The organism is Bacillus sp. EB106-08-02-XG196, from assembly GCF_013396335.1.
Lineage (GTDB): Bacteria > Bacillota > Bacilli > Bacillales > Cytobacillaceae > Neobacillus.
In genome coordinates this window covers 244,278-259,300 of the sequence record NZ_JABWSY010000007.1, presented here as the reverse complement: position 1 = coordinate 259,300, position 15,023 = coordinate 244,278, and the positions used below count along the sequence as shown (strand labels likewise).

The 15,023-nt window shown below is 37.5% G+C and carries 15 protein-coding genes; 13 read left to right on the top strand and 2 right to left on the bottom strand.

Features of this window, described 5'->3' with window-relative positions:
- Positions 1-19: 19 nt before the first annotated feature.
- The 7 genes from rhaA (at position 20) to MLOOGBEN_RS13335 (ending at position 7,596) form a co-directional block, all read left to right on the top strand.
- Positions 20-1,273, top strand: coding sequence for an L-rhamnose isomerase (gene rhaA / locus MLOOGBEN_RS13365; protein ID WP_179158748.1), 1,254 nt, complete (start codon positions 20-22; stop codon positions 1,271-1,273).
- Positions 1,274-1,444: 171 nt separating this feature from the next.
- Positions 1,445-2,206: a DeoR/GlpR family DNA-binding transcription regulator gene (locus MLOOGBEN_RS13360; RefSeq protein ID WP_179158747.1), complete on the top strand. Its 762-nt coding sequence runs from the start codon at positions 1,445-1,447 to the stop codon at positions 2,204-2,206.
- A gap of 323 nt (positions 2,207-2,529) precedes the next feature.
- Entirely contained in the window at positions 2,530-3,372 is an 843-nt protein-coding gene (gene rhaD, locus MLOOGBEN_RS13355) for a rhamnulose-1-phosphate aldolase (RefSeq protein ID WP_179158789.1), read from the top strand.
- A 119-nt stretch (positions 3,373-3,491) separates the two neighbouring features.
- Positions 3,492-4,451 carry an AraC family transcriptional regulator gene (locus MLOOGBEN_RS13350; RefSeq protein ID WP_179158746.1) on the top strand — a complete coding sequence of 320 codons (960 nt, stop codon included), beginning with the start codon at positions 3,492-3,494 and terminating at the stop codon, positions 4,449-4,451.
- A gap of 46 nt (positions 4,452-4,497) precedes the next feature.
- Positions 4,498-5,823 (top strand): branched-chain amino acid transport system II carrier protein, encoded by a 1,326-nt coding sequence (brnQ, locus tag MLOOGBEN_RS13345; protein ID WP_179158745.1) that lies wholly within the window; start codon positions 4,498-4,500, stop codon positions 5,821-5,823.
- A 127-nt stretch (positions 5,824-5,950) separates the two neighbouring features.
- Entirely contained in the window at positions 5,951-7,252 is a 1,302-nt protein-coding gene (locus MLOOGBEN_RS13340; protein ID WP_179158744.1) for an MFS transporter, read from the top strand.
- A 98-nt stretch (positions 7,253-7,350) separates the two neighbouring features.
- On the top strand, positions 7,351-7,596 hold the full coding sequence (locus MLOOGBEN_RS13335) for a hypothetical protein (RefSeq protein ID WP_179158743.1): 246 nt from the start codon (positions 7,351-7,353) through the stop codon (positions 7,594-7,596).
- A 78-nt stretch (positions 7,597-7,674) separates the two neighbouring features.
- Here the strand turns inward: MLOOGBEN_RS13335 and MLOOGBEN_RS13330 are convergent, their stop codons facing one another.
- Both MLOOGBEN_RS13330 and MLOOGBEN_RS13325 read right to left on the bottom strand, forming a co-directional pair.
- Positions 7,675-8,337, bottom strand: coding sequence for a Crp/Fnr family transcriptional regulator (locus MLOOGBEN_RS13330; protein ID WP_179158742.1), 663 nt, complete (start codon positions 8,335-8,337; stop codon positions 7,675-7,677).
- Between the two features lie 2 nt (positions 8,338-8,339).
- Complete coding sequence (locus MLOOGBEN_RS13325; protein WP_179158741.1) at positions 8,340-8,969, bottom strand: Crp/Fnr family transcriptional regulator; 630 nt, start codon at positions 8,967-8,969, stop codon at positions 8,340-8,342.
- Positions 8,970-9,337: 368 nt separating this feature from the next.
- On the opposite strand from MLOOGBEN_RS13325, the gene MLOOGBEN_RS13320 reads away from it, so the two are divergent.
- The 6 genes from MLOOGBEN_RS13320 to MLOOGBEN_RS13295 all read left to right on the top strand — a co-directional run bounded on the left by MLOOGBEN_RS13320 (position 9,338) and on the right by MLOOGBEN_RS13295 (position 15,008).
- Positions 9,338-10,606: an MFS transporter gene (locus MLOOGBEN_RS13320; RefSeq protein WP_256989080.1), complete on the top strand. Its 1,269-nt coding sequence runs from the start codon at positions 9,338-9,340 to the stop codon at positions 10,604-10,606.
- A gap of 161 nt (positions 10,607-10,767) precedes the next feature.
- A complete protein-coding gene (locus MLOOGBEN_RS13315; protein WP_179158739.1) occupies positions 10,768-12,246 on the top strand; it encodes a 4-hydroxyphenylacetate 3-hydroxylase family protein in 1,479 nt (492 codons plus the stop codon).
- A gap of 31 nt (positions 12,247-12,277) precedes the next feature.
- A complete protein-coding gene (locus MLOOGBEN_RS13310; protein WP_179158738.1) occupies positions 12,278-12,802 on the top strand; it encodes an FAD synthetase family protein in 525 nt (174 codons plus the stop codon).
- 45 nt (positions 12,803-12,847) lie between these two features.
- Complete coding sequence (locus MLOOGBEN_RS13305) at positions 12,848-13,411, top strand: NADPH-dependent FMN reductase (protein WP_179158737.1); 564 nt, start codon at positions 12,848-12,850, stop codon at positions 13,409-13,411.
- Between the two features lie 62 nt (positions 13,412-13,473).
- Entirely contained in the window at positions 13,474-14,013 is a 540-nt protein-coding gene (locus MLOOGBEN_RS13300; protein ID WP_179158736.1) for a 3-hydroxyanthranilate 3,4-dioxygenase, read from the top strand.
- A complete protein-coding gene (locus MLOOGBEN_RS13295) occupies positions 13,998-15,008 on the top strand; it encodes an amidohydrolase family protein (RefSeq protein ID WP_179158735.1) in 1,011 nt (336 codons plus the stop codon). Before MLOOGBEN_RS13300 ends, MLOOGBEN_RS13295 begins: the two co-directional genes overlap by 16 nt.
- Positions 15,009-15,023: the final 15 nt, after the last annotated feature.

Sequence of the window (15,023 nt, the reverse complement as noted above, 5' to 3'; positions counted from 1 at the left end):
AAAGGAAGGAAGAATAAACATGACAATTAAAGAAAATTTTGAACTTGCGAAACAAGCATATGCTAAATGGGGAGTAGACGTTGATGAAGTAGTAGAAAAGCTCAAAAACGTACCGATTTCCATTCATTGCTGGCAGGGCGATGATGTTGCTGGATTCGAAGTAAACCAAAACGAACTATCAGGCGGGATTGATGTAACAGGGAATTACCCTGGTAAAGCGACCAACGCTGAAGAATTAAGAAGTGATTTAGAGAAGGCATTATCATTAATCCCTGGTAAGCACCGCGTGAACCTTCATGCTATTTATGCTGAAACAAATGGTGAAGTTGTTGAGCGTGATCAGCTAGAACCAAAACATTTTGAAAACTGGGTAAAGTGGGCAAAGGAAAATGGACTAGGATTGGATTATAATCCAACATTATTCTCACATCCTAAAGCGGATGATGGTTTAACACTTTCTCATCCAAAGGAAGAAATTCGTGAATTCTGGATTAATCACTGTATTGGGAGTCGTAAAATTGGTGAATATTTCGGAAGAGAGCTTGGTACACCAGCTTTAACAAACATTTGGATTCCAGATGGTTATAAGGATATCCCTAGTGATCGTCTAACTCCAAGAAAAAGATTAAAAGAATCATTGGATAAGATCTTTGCAGTTGAAACAGATGAAAATTACAACTTAGATGCAGTGGAAAGTAAGGTGTTCGGTATAGGTTCTGAATCGTATGTGGTTGGTTCACACGAATTCTATCTAAACTATGCAATGAAGAACAACAAATTATGTTTACTAGATACAGGTCACTATCATCCAACAGAAACTGTATCAAACAAAATCTCTTCTATGCTTTTGTTTAGCGAGAAACTTGCGTTACACGTTTCAAGACCCGTACGCTGGGACAGTGACCATGTTGTCATTCTTGATGACGAACTTAAAGAAATCGCACTTGAAATTGTTCGTAACGATGCCTTAGACCGCGTTATCATCGGACTAGATTTCTTTGACGCCAGCATCAACCGTGTTGCTGCTTGGACAATTGGTACACGCAACATGATTAAAGCGCTGCTTTATGCAATGGTAGTACCAAATGAATATTTAAAGCAGCTTCAAGAAGAAGGCAATTTCACAGAAAGACTAGCATTAATGGAAGAATTCAAAACCTATCCATTTGGTGCAGTTTGGGATTACTACTGTGAAAAAATGAGCGTACCAGTAAGAGAATCTTGGTTAGAAGAAGTAAAAGCTTATGAGAATGAAGTTTTATCTAAGCGATAATTTATAAAAAGACTCAATAAGGGATTAAAGACCCTTGTTGGGTCTTTCTTTTTTTGAAAATGTGTTTGTTTTTAAAAAAATATGGTATATTTATTATATAAACAAAGAAAAAATAAATATAAAACAACAAAAACAAAATAGTATGGTGATCGTTCGGAAGGGGAATAACAAATGCTTGTTGCAGAAAGGCATAAAAAGATTGTTGAGCTTGTAAATGAGAAGTTGAGTATACGTGTTACAGAGCTAAGCAAGATTTTTTCTGTTACGGAGGAAACAATTCGTCGAGATCTTGAAAAGCTTGAAAAAGAGAACCTATTAATGCGTAGTCATGGTGGTGCAGTTTGTATTGAAAAGGATCATGGAGAAACTTCTTATTTGGAACGGGAAATTACCAATGCTGCTGAGAAGAAAGCGATTGCGGCAGAAGCAGTGCGCTCCATTGAGGCTGGCGACCAAATTGTGTTAGATGCAAGTACAACGGCTTGGTATGTAGCAAAGGAATTAGAGGACATTCCGTTAACTGTCCTAACAAACTCCATTAAAGTAGCAATTGAGCTAAGCAAAAAAGAACAAATTAAAGTGATTTCGACAGGTGGTACTTTATTGGCACAATCTCTATCCTATGTCGGTCCGCTTGCTGAACGATCGTTGGGAATGTATCACGTTAATAAGGCATTTATATCTTGTAAGGGTGTCCATCTAGAAAAGGGACTAAGTGATTTCAATGAGTCACAAGCTCTTTTGAAGAAACAAATGATGGATATTGCAGATGAAACCATTCTAATGGTTGATTCAAGCAAATTTGGAACACGGGCTTTTTCACAAATAGCTCCTGTATCAAAGATTCACTGTATTATCACCGATTCAAATATAGATGAACAAACTAAAAAACAATTAGAAGAAAGAAGCATTCCGATAACGATAGCAAATTAATTTAATGAAGCCAATGCATAAATCTATTATAGAAAAATCGTTTAGAAGCAGACCAAGTGGGTCTGCTTCTATTTGTTTATACAAGTATAATTATCAAATTTTTGCAAGACTCTAAGTGAAATAAGGGAAAACGGATACAATTGTGACGGTTTTGTCGAGAGAACAAAAACAAACAAAAGTAATTGATTGTTTTTATGTTGATTTATGTTTGTTTCGGGAGTATAATTACATTATAAAGAATAAAACAAAAACTATTTAATATTAAACAAAAAACTTTTACCAAAATTAATAGTTCCAATAAAAGGAGAGAAATTGAAATGAGTATGACAATCATAAAAGATGCAATTTATACAGCCCCATTTTTACAAGAAATGTTAGAAACCACTTCGAATTTATATCGTTTAGGCTGGGATGAACGAAATGGCGGCAATATCAGTTATTTATTACATGAATATGAAGTTCTTCCGTATTTGAATGTAGATGATGTTAAAAGAACGGTCCCTATGAAATTTGATGCTTCAGCACTTGCTGGCCATTATTTCATCGTAACAGGTTCAGGAAAATACTTTAAGAATGTTAACAGGGATCCTGCAAATAACTTAGGTCTAATTCGTATTGCAACGGATGGGAAAAGCTATGAAATCCTTTGGGGCTTTGAAGATGGCGGAGTTGCAACCAGCGAATTAACAACACATCTGATGAATCATACGAAGCGCTTAGCAGCTGATAAGAACCACCGAGTAATCATGCACTGTCACGCAACAAACCTGATTGCCATGTCCTTTACACATAGTTTAAAAGAAGAAGATTTCACAAAAACCTTATGGGAAATGTGTACAGAATGTCTTGTAGTTTTCCCTGAAGGCGTAGGAATCATTCCGTGGATTGTTCCTGGAACAAATGCAATTGGTGAAGCAACAGCAGTAAAAATGGAGGATGTCCGGCTTGTTCTTTGGCCGCATCATGGAATCTTCGGCGCTGGCACCACATTAGATGAAACCTTCGGTCTGATTGAGACGGCTGAAAAAGCTGCGGAAGTCTATACCATTGTTTGTGCCCAAGGAGGCAAAAAGCAAACGATCACTGACGCTCAGTTGCAAGAGCTTGCAGATGCATTTGGTGTTGTTCCACGCGAAGGGATTTTAAGGATGTTTAAGGATATTTAATAAGAAATAAATCTAAGGTGTGTTCCGGATATAGGGCACACCTTTTTGTTCTAATGGATAAAAGGAAATGGTATTATACTACTTATAATAATGAATTGGTAAACAGGAAAAGGTGAAACATGAATCAAGAACTACTAAACGAGCTTTTACAGATTACTGACGAAGAGAAGAGTATTCTTGAACAGCAAGCGAAAGTAAGTAAAGAACTATATACGAGTAAGACAAATTTTATTATTGAAAGTGAAAAATTCTTAAGTAAAGATAAGATGATTATGGTTCGCCAGCACACTCGATTTGTAGATTTCCCCCTACATAAACATGATTATATCGAAGTTAATTATGTGTATAACGGGAAATTGGAGCAGACAGTTGGCGGGAGACCGATAATCTTAAAAAAAGGGGAGCTGCTTCTATTAAATCAGCATATAGAGCATGAAATTAAAGCTTGTGCCAAAGAAGACATTGTCATTAATTTTATAATTCGCCCAGCCTTTTTTGATTTTATATTTTCTTATTTAAGCTCAGGTAATATTGTCAGTGATTTCTTATTGAGCAGCCTATACAATAATACACAGAATGGGCAATTTCTTTATTTTAAAGTTTCGGAAATAGAAGACATACAGGATTTAATTAGAAAAATAATTCATGAAATTATGTATCCCACCACTTTCTCAGAGTCTGCCATCAAGCTATACATGGGGCTCTTTATGATTGAGCTAATCAAGAATTCTGATCGGGTAGAACGAAAAGAAGAAGCCTCCATCACACACTATTTGGTCGTGGAGTCACTTAAATATATAGAGGAACACTACAAAGAAGCATCTTTATACGAATTGGCAGAGCAATTAAACCAATCCCATTATGGGCTAAGCAAAACGATTAAAAAGGCGACTTCCCGTACATTTAAAGACCTTCTTCAGGAAAGACGGCTGGGAAAAGCAAAGGAAATGTTAGAAGGAACCGATTTACCAATTGCTTCGATTGTTGAACAGGTCGGTTATTATAACATCAGTTATTTTTATCGAATTTTTAAAGTGAAATTTGGACAGACACCAAAGGAATTTAGAGCCAACAAATGATATAATGTTAAAATGTTGTTTTTTATTACACCTAAGGAGATACATCATGAATTTTTCTGCAAAGCAAGTAGTCTTTATTAGTTTTATGTTATTTTCTATGTTTTTCGGTGCTGGGAACCTTATTTTCCCACCCTTTCTCGGTCAATCAGCCGGAGAACATATTTGGCTGGCCCTTGCTGGGTTTATTGTTTCAGCCGTTGGTCTGCCAATATTAGGAGTGATTGCAGTTGCAAAGGTAGGAAGCTTGAACGAGCTGAACCTTAGAGTGCACCCTTTATTTGCATTAATCTTTCCATTTTTGATTTATATTGCAATCGGCCCAGGACTAGCGATTCCTCGTGCAGGAAGCCTTGCTTTTGAAATGGGGGCCGCACCGTTCTTGCCGGAGAATTTGGTTGCAGGTCCGATCTCTTTATTACTCTATAGCATCGTCTTTTTTGGATTAGCCGCGTGGTTGAGTATGTATCCATCTAAACTGATTAGTCTTTTTGGGAAACTGTTGACGCCAATCCTTTTAACCTTGATCGCCATTATTTTTGTAAAGAGCTTAATGGATCCTATCGGTTCATTTACATCACCGGTTGGGAATTATCAAGAGAATCCATTATTTCAAGGAATATTAGAGGGCTATTTAACCATGGATGCCTTGGCAGCACTGGCGTTTGGAATTGTAATTGCTAACACGTTGACATCACAAGGTGTACTCGACTCCAAAAAGAAATCACATTATATGATGTACGCTGGTTTAGGTGCTGGGTTGTTATTAGCGGTGATTTATCTTATTTTAGGATATTTAGGCGCTGCGAGTTCTTCATTAGGACAAGCTGAAAATGGGGCAATTATTTTGTCCAACATTATGACCTACTTGTTTGGACAAAGCGGAACATTGCTGCTGGGTATTGTCTTTACGCTCGCATGTTTTTGTGTATCCATCGGTTTAATCACATCATGCAGCCAGTTCTTCTCTAACGCCATTCCAAAAGTCACTTATAAAGTATGGGTCGTTATCTTAGCTGTACTAAGTACGGCAATTGCAAATTTAGGTTTAACCCAAATCCTGCAAATATCTGTACCGATTCTTGGCATGATCTATCCAATTGCCATTGTACTAATCTTCTTAGGTCTTTTGGATGATTTTATTAAAAGAAATCCATATATATATAGCTCTGTAATCGGCTTTGTTACTCTTTTTAGTGTTTTAGACACCATGAACAAAGTATTTTTAGATGGTAGTTGGAGTGGGGCACTTGAAATTCTTCCTTATTATATTGAAGGGCTAGGGTGGTTAATTCCTGCACTATTAGGGTTAATTATTGGATATATTTTAGGTTGGTTAAGGGGTACTCCTCCTGTAACTAGAACAAATCCATAGTTTATGTAAAAAAACGGGAAACTCAGAAGATTTGTGGTTTCTTGTTTTTTTTGTTTTCGTTAATAGCCCTAAATGATATTATTTAGTAATCAATATCAATTATGGTGCAAATGGGAGAGATCTAGATATGGCTGATAAACAGGATGATTCAACTATTTTTAATAAGTATCAGAATTACATTGACTCACCAGAAAAACAGCGGGCTTTATATAGACGGACATTGATCATCGTTGTTTTATCACAAATATTCGGCGGTGCCGGACTGGCAGCAGGCATCACGGTTGGAGCACTGCTAGCTCAAGATATGCTGGGGACAGATAGTTTTTCAGGGGTTCCAACTGCGTTATTTACCCTTGGTTCTGCAGGGGCAGCCCTTCTGGTAGGGCGGTTATCTCAATCGTATGGCCGCAGGTTTGGATTGGCTGCTGGTTTTCTTGCAGGAGGAATTGGAGCAATCGGGGTAGTCATTGCAGCGATAACCAATAATATTTTTCTGCTATTTATCTCACTGCTAATCTATGGCTCCGGCAGTGCAACAAATTTACAAGCCCGCTATGCAGGAACAGACTTGGCTAGTCCCAAGCAGAGAGCGACTGCAATAAGTATTGCCATGGTATCAACAACATTTGGGGCTGTTGCGGGTCCAAATTTGGTTGATGTAATGGGACGATTTGCAATAAAGTTAGGTGTCCCAGCATTATCAGGACCATTCATTTTAGCAGCAGCAACTTATATTCTAGCTGGTTTGGTGCTGCTCATTTTACTGCGTCCAGATCCACTTATTGTTGCAGAAGCTATTGCGGATGAGAAGAGAAAGAACAAGAAAGTTCATTTAGATAGTAATACAAATTCACTAGCGTTTAATAAAAGAGGAATCGTGGCAGCAGCAACATTAATGGTGTTAACTCAATTGGTTATGGTCGCAATCATGACAATGACACCTGTACATATGGGGAAGCACGGACATGGTTTAAGTGACGTTGGTATGATAATTGGATTTCATGTAGGTGCTATGTATCTTCCATCACTCCTAACAGGAGTCCTTGTTGATAGGATTGGACGCCTATACATGGCAATCGCATCGGGTGTCACCTTACTTGCAGCAGGGGTGCTGGCTGCCATGGCACCAGGTGAATCGATGACTTTACTTACTTTGGCACTGATATTGCTAGGCCTAGGCTGGAACTTCGGATTAATAAGTGGAACAGCTATTCTAGTAGATTCAACGAATCCGGCTAATCGTGCAAAAACGCAAGGAACTGTTGATGTTATGGTTGCTTTATCCGGTGCTACGGGAGGCGTACTATCTGGGGTGGTTGTTGCGAATAGCAGTTATGCCACACTATCCATTGCAGGAGGAATTCTTTCACTCCTCCTAATACCAGTGTTTATCTGGTCGAGTTCTAAAAGGGTAAAACTTCAGGCGTGAATCCAATTGGATCACGCCTTAATTATGTACTTTAATGTGAAACCCTTCCGATAAGTAAAACATAGACTATTGTATCAATAAGGTAAGGGTGTCATATCATGAGAAGGATAAGACAAGTACAACCCATGATTGGGCAGGCGTGGACTGGTAGACATGTGGTTTTGCTTCAATGTACGACGAATAATCAACTTATAAATTTATTTAAAAGCTTTCATGCACCAATCGAGCCTCCTCGCGAAAATTGTGCAGAAACCTTATCGCAATTACTAAGTATCGGTTATTCGATACAAGCAATTACAGCAGTTACACCATATCAAATTCAATATTTTTTGGTCCTTGAATAATGTTTCATATATTTGAACAGAATAAAAGTCTCTTTGGTCCAATGATTATAGTGCCTAACAATGAAGTTAGGCACTGCTTTATTCATAGTTAGTCAATATTAATAAATCCAAGTTATCAATGTGAATTCCACCAGACTCTCGTAGTTCTTTTAACCGATTAATATCCAGGATGTCAATTGTCCTATTCGTTAAGTCGATGATCTTTTGACTCTTCCACTTATTAAGTATTTTATTAACAGTAATTCTTGAGGTACCTATGTAATGAGCAAAGGATGTTTGATCAATGGAGAAACTGCCATTTTCATTTATTAGTTTTAATAGATAATGAGCCATTTGTTGTTCAACCGGGGAGTTTAAAAAGGCAATAATCTCTGCAAGAATTCTAAATTTATAGATTAGAGAATTGGTGAAAATACATGCTGCTTCAGGATGATTATGACAAATATTTTCTAACGCATCATCAGAAAAATGATAGACAATAGATGTACGGGTTGTTAAAGCGGAGGTTAGGTAGGATTGCTTCCTTGAGCCTTGCTCACCAAATAACATTCCTTTAGGAACATAGTTAACTGTGCGTTCCACTCCTTCTTTTGTGAGAAGGGTAATTTTTATCCCACCTTCATATAAGAAAAAAAATCCTTTTCCTTCACCGCCCTGACGGTACACTACTGAATTTTCCTCAAGAACAAGTTTATTTCCATATTTTAAATAAGAACCCCATGCATTTCTAAGATTTTTCATGCCTACACCCTGCCTTGAAGTTTTTTTAATTCATCGGGATTTTTTATTATAATCTTTTTCCCATGAACCTCAATGATGTCTTCTTCCTTCCATTGCTTAAGAATCTTATAAATGGTGATTCTTGTTAATCCTGTGCATTTTGTAAGGTCTTGCTGTGAAAGAGTAACTTCATAATTCTTAAATTCATAACAGATATTCCAAAGAATTACGGACAACTGCTGCTCTGGAGTAAGAGTGTCCAGGTGAATTTTATCTGCAAGAATATGCATTTTATGTATGATTGTTTCTATAACAATGTTTAGGATTGAAGGTTGATAGGTTATTAGTTTTTGAAATTGTTCACATGAAAAATAGTAGAGTACTGTGTCATTTACTGCTGTTGACGTTGTAAAATGTGGCATCCGATCCATAGCTTGAATTCCTAATAATTGACCAGGAATAGCGATGTTTAACATGCGATCTTTCCCATTCGCTGTTGTAGTTGTCACTTTCACTAATCCCTTTTGGATATAATAAAATCCATCTCCCATTGTTCCTTGTTGGTAAATACTCTTTTTTTCCTTGAAGAATTGTCTAGTTCCAAATTGCAAACAAGTTTCCCAATTAATATCACTTTCAAAAAGGATTGCCACTGAATCAACTCCTAAGCTAAATTTTATTTCTTATGTATTAAATTTGTTAGTTGATTTACTTTTTTGTTAACGCTTACATTTTAATATGGATTAATAGAATTGTATTGTTAAATTATCATAACAAATACATAAAAAAGTTTATTAATGTTAACCACTTAACAATAGTGTAAAAGATAAAAAATATAAAATCAAATATAGAGAGGGGGATTCGGTAAGAAAATACAGCAAAGAATAAACACAAGTGACTATTGGATTAAATTCTAAAAGGAGATGATTGGATGAACCAGAAAGTACAATCTGTAGTTACTGAAGATATAACAAAATCAAATCAATTGGCTCTAAATACTACTAATCTGTCAATTAAGAAGATGCCTAAAGCAACGTTTATTGTTGTTCTCTTGTGCTGGTTTGCGATGTTAGCTGATGGATATGATTTAGGAATCTATGGTGCAGTATTACCGTCTTTAATGGAGTATAAAGATTGGAGTATGACACCAGCACAGGCTGGAGCAATCGGTAGTTATGCACTAATGGGTATGCTTATCGGTGCGGTCTGTGTTGGAACGGTTACGGATATGATTGGCCGTAAAATGACTTTAATTTTTTGCGTTAGCGTATTTTCGATTTCAATGTGTCTTGTCGCACTTTCTACGTCTCCTGAAATGTTTGGGATCTTTCGCTTTATTGGCGGTCTTGGACTTGGTGGAGTTATTCCTACAGCATCCGCTTTAACAATCGAGTATTCTCCTGTCCAGCATCGTTCAAAAATGTACGCTATTATGTATACTGGTTATCCAATTGGAGGAGTCCTTGGCGCTTTATTTTCCATGTTTCTTTTAGAGGATTATGGATGGAGATTAATGTTTTGGATTGGTGTCATTCCACTTTTAGTTATTCCTTTTATAATTAAATTTCTTCCCGAGTCGATCAGCTTTCTTCTTGCAAAGAAAAAGTTTGATAAGGCTGAAAATTTGGCAAAAAAATATCAACTTCCTAATGATCTTATCCAAAGCACTATGAAGGATGAGACCAAAGGAAATATGAATAAATTTGCCGCTATCGCGAGTCTATTCTCACGGACAAATATTAGGGCAACCATGTTTTTTTGGGTTACTTTCTTTCTAGGGCTGTTAATGATTTATGGGTTAAGTACATGGCTGCCAAAAATGATGCGTGAGGCAGGATATCCGCTCGGACCTAGTTTAGGATTTTTACTGATGTTAAACTTATCCGCGGCGATTGGTGCTTTAGTAGCTGGTACGGCGGCAGACCGTTGGGGCTCAAGAAAAATTATTAGCCTTTCTTATTTCTTAGCAGGAATATCAATCGCACTTTTAAGTATAAAATCATCGATGTTTGTTGTGTATGGTTTAGTAGGGATGGCAGGCTTTGGAACAATTGGAACTACACTTATTCTAAATGCCTACATTTCCAAATATTTTGAAGCAGACAATCGAGCGACTGCCTTGGGTTGGGCCCTTGGTTTTGGGCGAATTGGTGCCATTTCAGGCCCTATTCTAATTGGTTTCTTTATGAGCTCAAATTTTGACTTCTCCCTTAACTTTTATCTCTTTGCCGTTGCAGGAGTCTTGGCTTCCATAACAATCTTGTTTATTCCTAAAAAAGGAAATATTTAATTTGTAAAGTTAAAAACCGCACTCTTCTAATCAAAAGAAGAGTGCGGCTTTTATTTCTGAAAAAAAGTAATTTACCTTTTTTGAAAAAAGTGTTAACCAGACTACAATGACTCAGAAAATTCAGTTTTATAATGACAATATGAAAGATGAGGAGGATGTATATGGGAATTCGTACAGGAGCGCAGTATATCGAGGCATTGAAATCACGTTATCCAGAAGTTTGGTTATCAGGAATAAGAGTAACAAATATCTTTGAAGAACCTGTTTTTAAACAGCCAATTCTTGAAATGGCGAAGCTGTATGATTTGCAGCATGATCCAGAGTATCGAGAAGAGATCACTCATATTTGTGAAGAAACTGGTGAAAGAATTTCGAATGCATTCATGGTACCAAAAAACTATCAAGATCTGGAAGCCCGAAGAAAAAACTTTGAGGTCTTTGCTAAGGCTACTTTTGGTTTAATGGGAAGAACTCCTGATTTTCTAAATGTCGTAGTAACTTCTATGGCTAGTAATTCCGAGTTCTTGGACAAATACAATCCTGAATGGGGAAAAAACATTCGAGCCTATTATAAGCATGTTCGCGACAATGACCTATTTTTAACACACGCTATTATTAATCCACAAAATGACCGCAGTAAATCATCACATGAACAACAGGATATGTTTACCCATTTAGGTGCGGTTAAGGAAACTCCAGATGGCTTAGTCGTAAGAGGGGCTAAAATGCTGGCGACCCTCGCACCAATTACAGACGAAGTAATTGTATACTCCTTCCCTGGATTTAAGCCTGGAGATGAACGTTACGCACTTGCTTTTGCACTGCCGCTTGATACACCAGGACTGCGTATTTTATGCCGTGAACCTATGCAGGATGGAAAGCGTTCTGTTTATGATCACCCATTAGCATCAAGATTTGAAGAAATGGATGCAGTTTTGGTATTTAATGATGTTTTAGTACCATGGGATCGTGTTTTCCTTTATAACAATGTCGAAGCAGCAAATTTACTTTATCCGAAAACAGGAATTGGTATCCAGCCCGCACATCAATCAGGAGTAAGAGGTCTAATAAAGTTGCAATTTGCTACAGAAGTTGCTTGTAAATTAGCAGACTCCATTGGTGTTGATTGTTATCTAAATGTTCAAAACGATTTAGGTGAATTAATACAATCCGTTGAATCCATTCGGGCTTTGCTCAGAATTGCTGAGTATGAATACGAAGTAACAGAGACTGGTGAAGTAATGCCTGCCTATGCACCACTTGAAACCATTCGAGGATTGCTGCCGAAAATGTATCCTCGTGCTATTGAGGTAATGCAAATTATCGGTGCTGGAGGACTGCTAATGTCACCAACGGATGCCGATTTTGAAAATCCAGATTTACGAGAGGATTTAGATCGTTATTATGTGGGAAGAGAAGGAGTAGCTGCAGAAGAGCGGGTTCATCTCTTTAAGCTGGCATGGGATTTATGCGGTGAGGCATTTGGGCAAAGGATCCTTCAATACGAACGTTATTACACAGGAGATCCAATCCGCAAGAGAGCCATTTTCTATAACAACCACAAAAGAAATAATTCATTTAAGCTGGTTGAAGAAGCGCTGGAGATTTTTGACCGAAAAAATGAGGTTCCTAGTCTTTAAACTATTACACTATCTCGAGGAGGTGTGATCGATGCAAACGATTAAAGATGGTGTTCTGACACTTAAAGGTTCTGTTATTGCTATTGGTGCATTTGATGGGGTACACAAAGGACACCAAGCTGTCATTAGGCAGGCTGTGGAACAGAGTCTTATTCATCAGGTTCCAAGTGTCGTATATACGTTCGACCCGCCTCCTCGACATTTTTTTAAAGGTGCCCAAATCTTGACACCCATTCAAGAAAAGGTAAGGAGGATCTATAAATTAGGTGTAAATTATGTGATCGTTGCTAGTTTTGATGAATGGTATGCAACGCGTCCTCCTGAGGATTTTATCAGTGAATTATCGAAGCTAAACCCGGTAGAAGTATCTATTGGTTCGGAATTTCGTTTTGGAAAAAATAGAAAAGGTGATGTAGAACTATTAAAAAAGTACTTTCAGATTAATGTGACATTACCTGTTTATTGTAACGATGGAGAACTTATTTCATCAACGAGAATTCGCCAGTTACTTTCAGAGGGAGATTATCAACAGTCCTACTCTTTATTAGGGTGGTAAAAGAACTGAGGGTTACTTATTAGAAACAAAAGGGGTAATAAAACTATGAAACTAATAGGGATTTCAGGGACTATCATTGGAGCAAAGACAAGTATCGTTGTCCAAAATGTCCTTGAGGAGGTAAAGAAACACCATCCAAATGTGGAAATTGAATTGTTGGATTTAAGAGAATATGATGTGCAGTTTTGTGATGGTCGAAACCCTTCGACCTACACAGGTGATACAAAAAAAGTTCTTGATATCATTCAATCTGCTGATTTTTATATTATTGGAACCCCAATTTTTCAAGGTTCATTATCAGGACCACTTAAGAATTTATTTGATTTAATCAATCCAAAGGATATTCGTAATAAAGTTATGGGATTTGTCGCTACCGGCGGTACTTACCAGCACTACCTAGTCATTGAAAACCAATTGAAACCGATTGCCGGATTTTTCCGGGCATTCGTAGCGCCAGGCTATGTGTACGTTAATAACGATCATTTCAATAAAGATAATGAAATCATCGATCAGGAAGTATTAAACAGAATTACAGACTTAGCAAAAGAAGTAGTATTCATGCAAGAAGCATTAAAATCATCAGAGAAAAAATTAGAAACGGTCTTTTAACAGACTTTATTTTTATTTAGATATAAGTGGGGTCAATAAAATTCGAGAGGGGACAGATATTCATGACAAATTCATTAAAACCAATAAACCTATGGGGATTTATCGAAGAAAATAAGGAACAATTAAAGCCGCCGGTTAATAATAAAGTCATTTGGAAGGATTCGGAGCTAATGTTTATGATCCTTGGCGGTCCAAACAAACGACGTGATTTTCACGTTGATCCATCGGAAGAGATTTTTTATCAATTAAAGGGTAATTGTTACGTTGAAATTATCAATGCAGAGGGTAAAAGAGAGGTAATTACAGTAAAGGAAGGAGAGGTATTCCATTTACCTCCAAATGTACCTCATTCTCCGCATCGAGTGGCTGATACAATTGGAATTGTGATTGAACGTGACAGAGCAACAGGTGAATTAGAGGATTTTGTTTGGTTCTGTGATGAATGTAACCATGAGATGCATCGAGTTTCTGTCCAGTTAACGAATATTGAAGTACAGGTAAAAGAGGCAATCAATGGTTTTAACAGTAATGTTGAGCTTCGTACTTGTAAGAATTGTGGGTATGTTATGCCGGAAGAAGCGAGTGAATGGAAATGCGAGTAGATTTTCATACACATATCATTCCAGAAAATTTCCCGGACTTTGCGGCGAAGTACCAAAATGATAAATGGCCAATCCTTCAGCCAACCTGTTCGTGTGGTGCTAATATTATGGTTGCAGGCAAGGTTTTTCGTGAAGTAACAGACCAGGTATGGAGTCCAGAGAAGCGGATTAATGATATGGAAAAGGAAAATGTAGATATACAGGTTCTCTCGCCCATTCCTGTAACGTTTTCTTACTGGGCACCCATTGAAGAAGCTGAAATTATGGCAAGATTACAGAATGATTTTATCGCAGAGACAGTTGCACAATATCCTACGAAGTTTATTGGTCTTGGGACAGTCCCGCTGCAAAATGTTGAAATTGCCATTCGTGAACTGGATCGTTGTGTTCATGAGCTTGGTTTAAAGGGGATTGAAATTGGCACGAACATTAATGGGAAAAATTTAGATGATGAATCGTTAACAGACTTCTTTGCGATGTGTGAGAAGTGGAATGTTCCTATATTCGTTCATCCATGGGAAACATTGGGCAGCGATCGGTTTACCAAACATAACCTAATGTACACGGTTGGGATGCCTAGTGAAACCGCTTTAGCTGCTGCAAGTTTAATTCTAGGAGGCGTCATTGAAAAGTTTCCAGGATTAAAAATTTGTTTTTCTCATGGCGGCGGCTCACTGCCTTATATTCTTCCCCGCCTTGATCATGGGTGGAATGTCTGGCCACACCTACAACTGACAGAGCAGCCTCCAAGTTTTTATGCAAAGAAATTCTTCTATGATTCTATCGTAAATAATCCTGTGAATATTAAATTCCTCGTTGAAAAATTTGGAGCAGAGCAAGTCATCATGGGTTCTGATTACCCTTTCCTGCTCAGGGAAACACCTCCTGGGAAGATTATAGATGATACTCTATCCCTTACTGCTGACCAAAAAAGAGCGATGTTAGGTGAAAATGCACTTAGATTTTTAAATTTACCGGTTAATCAACTAATTTAGTAGGAAAAGAGATGA

Coding starts and splice junctions, on each gene's coding strand:
- rhaA (WP_179158748.1), top strand. CDS start 20: ATGACAATTAAAGAAAATTTTGAACTTGCGAAACAAGCATATGCTAAA.
- MLOOGBEN_RS13360 (WP_179158747.1), top strand. CDS start 1,445: ATGCTTGTTGCAGAAAGGCATAAAAAGATTGTTGAGCTTGTAAATGAG.
- rhaD (WP_179158789.1), top strand. CDS start 2,530: ATGACAATCATAAAAGATGCAATTTATACAGCCCCATTTTTACAAGAA.
- MLOOGBEN_RS13350 (WP_179158746.1), top strand. CDS start 3,492: ATGAATCAAGAACTACTAAACGAGCTTTTACAGATTACTGACGAAGAG.
- brnQ (WP_179158745.1), top strand. CDS start 4,498: ATGAATTTTTCTGCAAAGCAAGTAGTCTTTATTAGTTTTATGTTATTT.
- MLOOGBEN_RS13340 (WP_179158744.1), top strand. CDS start 5,951: ATGGCTGATAAACAGGATGATTCAACTATTTTTAATAAGTATCAGAAT.
- MLOOGBEN_RS13335 (WP_179158743.1), top strand. CDS start 7,351: ATGAGAAGGATAAGACAAGTACAACCCATGATTGGGCAGGCGTGGACT.
- MLOOGBEN_RS13330 (WP_179158742.1), bottom strand. CDS start 8,337: ATGAAAAATCTTAGAAATGCATGGGGTTCTTATTTAAAATATGGAAAT.
- MLOOGBEN_RS13320 (WP_256989080.1), top strand. CDS start 9,338: ATGCCTAAAGCAACGTTTATTGTTGTTCTCTTGTGCTGGTTTGCGATG.
- MLOOGBEN_RS13315 (WP_179158739.1), top strand. CDS start 10,768: ATGGGAATTCGTACAGGAGCGCAGTATATCGAGGCATTGAAATCACGT.
- MLOOGBEN_RS13310 (WP_179158738.1), top strand. CDS start 12,278: ATGCAAACGATTAAAGATGGTGTTCTGACACTTAAAGGTTCTGTTATT.
- MLOOGBEN_RS13305 (WP_179158737.1), top strand. CDS start 12,848: ATGAAACTAATAGGGATTTCAGGGACTATCATTGGAGCAAAGACAAGT.
- MLOOGBEN_RS13300 (WP_179158736.1), top strand. CDS start 13,474: ATGACAAATTCATTAAAACCAATAAACCTATGGGGATTTATCGAAGAA.
- MLOOGBEN_RS13295 (WP_179158735.1), top strand. CDS start 13,998: ATGGAAATGCGAGTAGATTTTCATACACATATCATTCCAGAAAATTTC.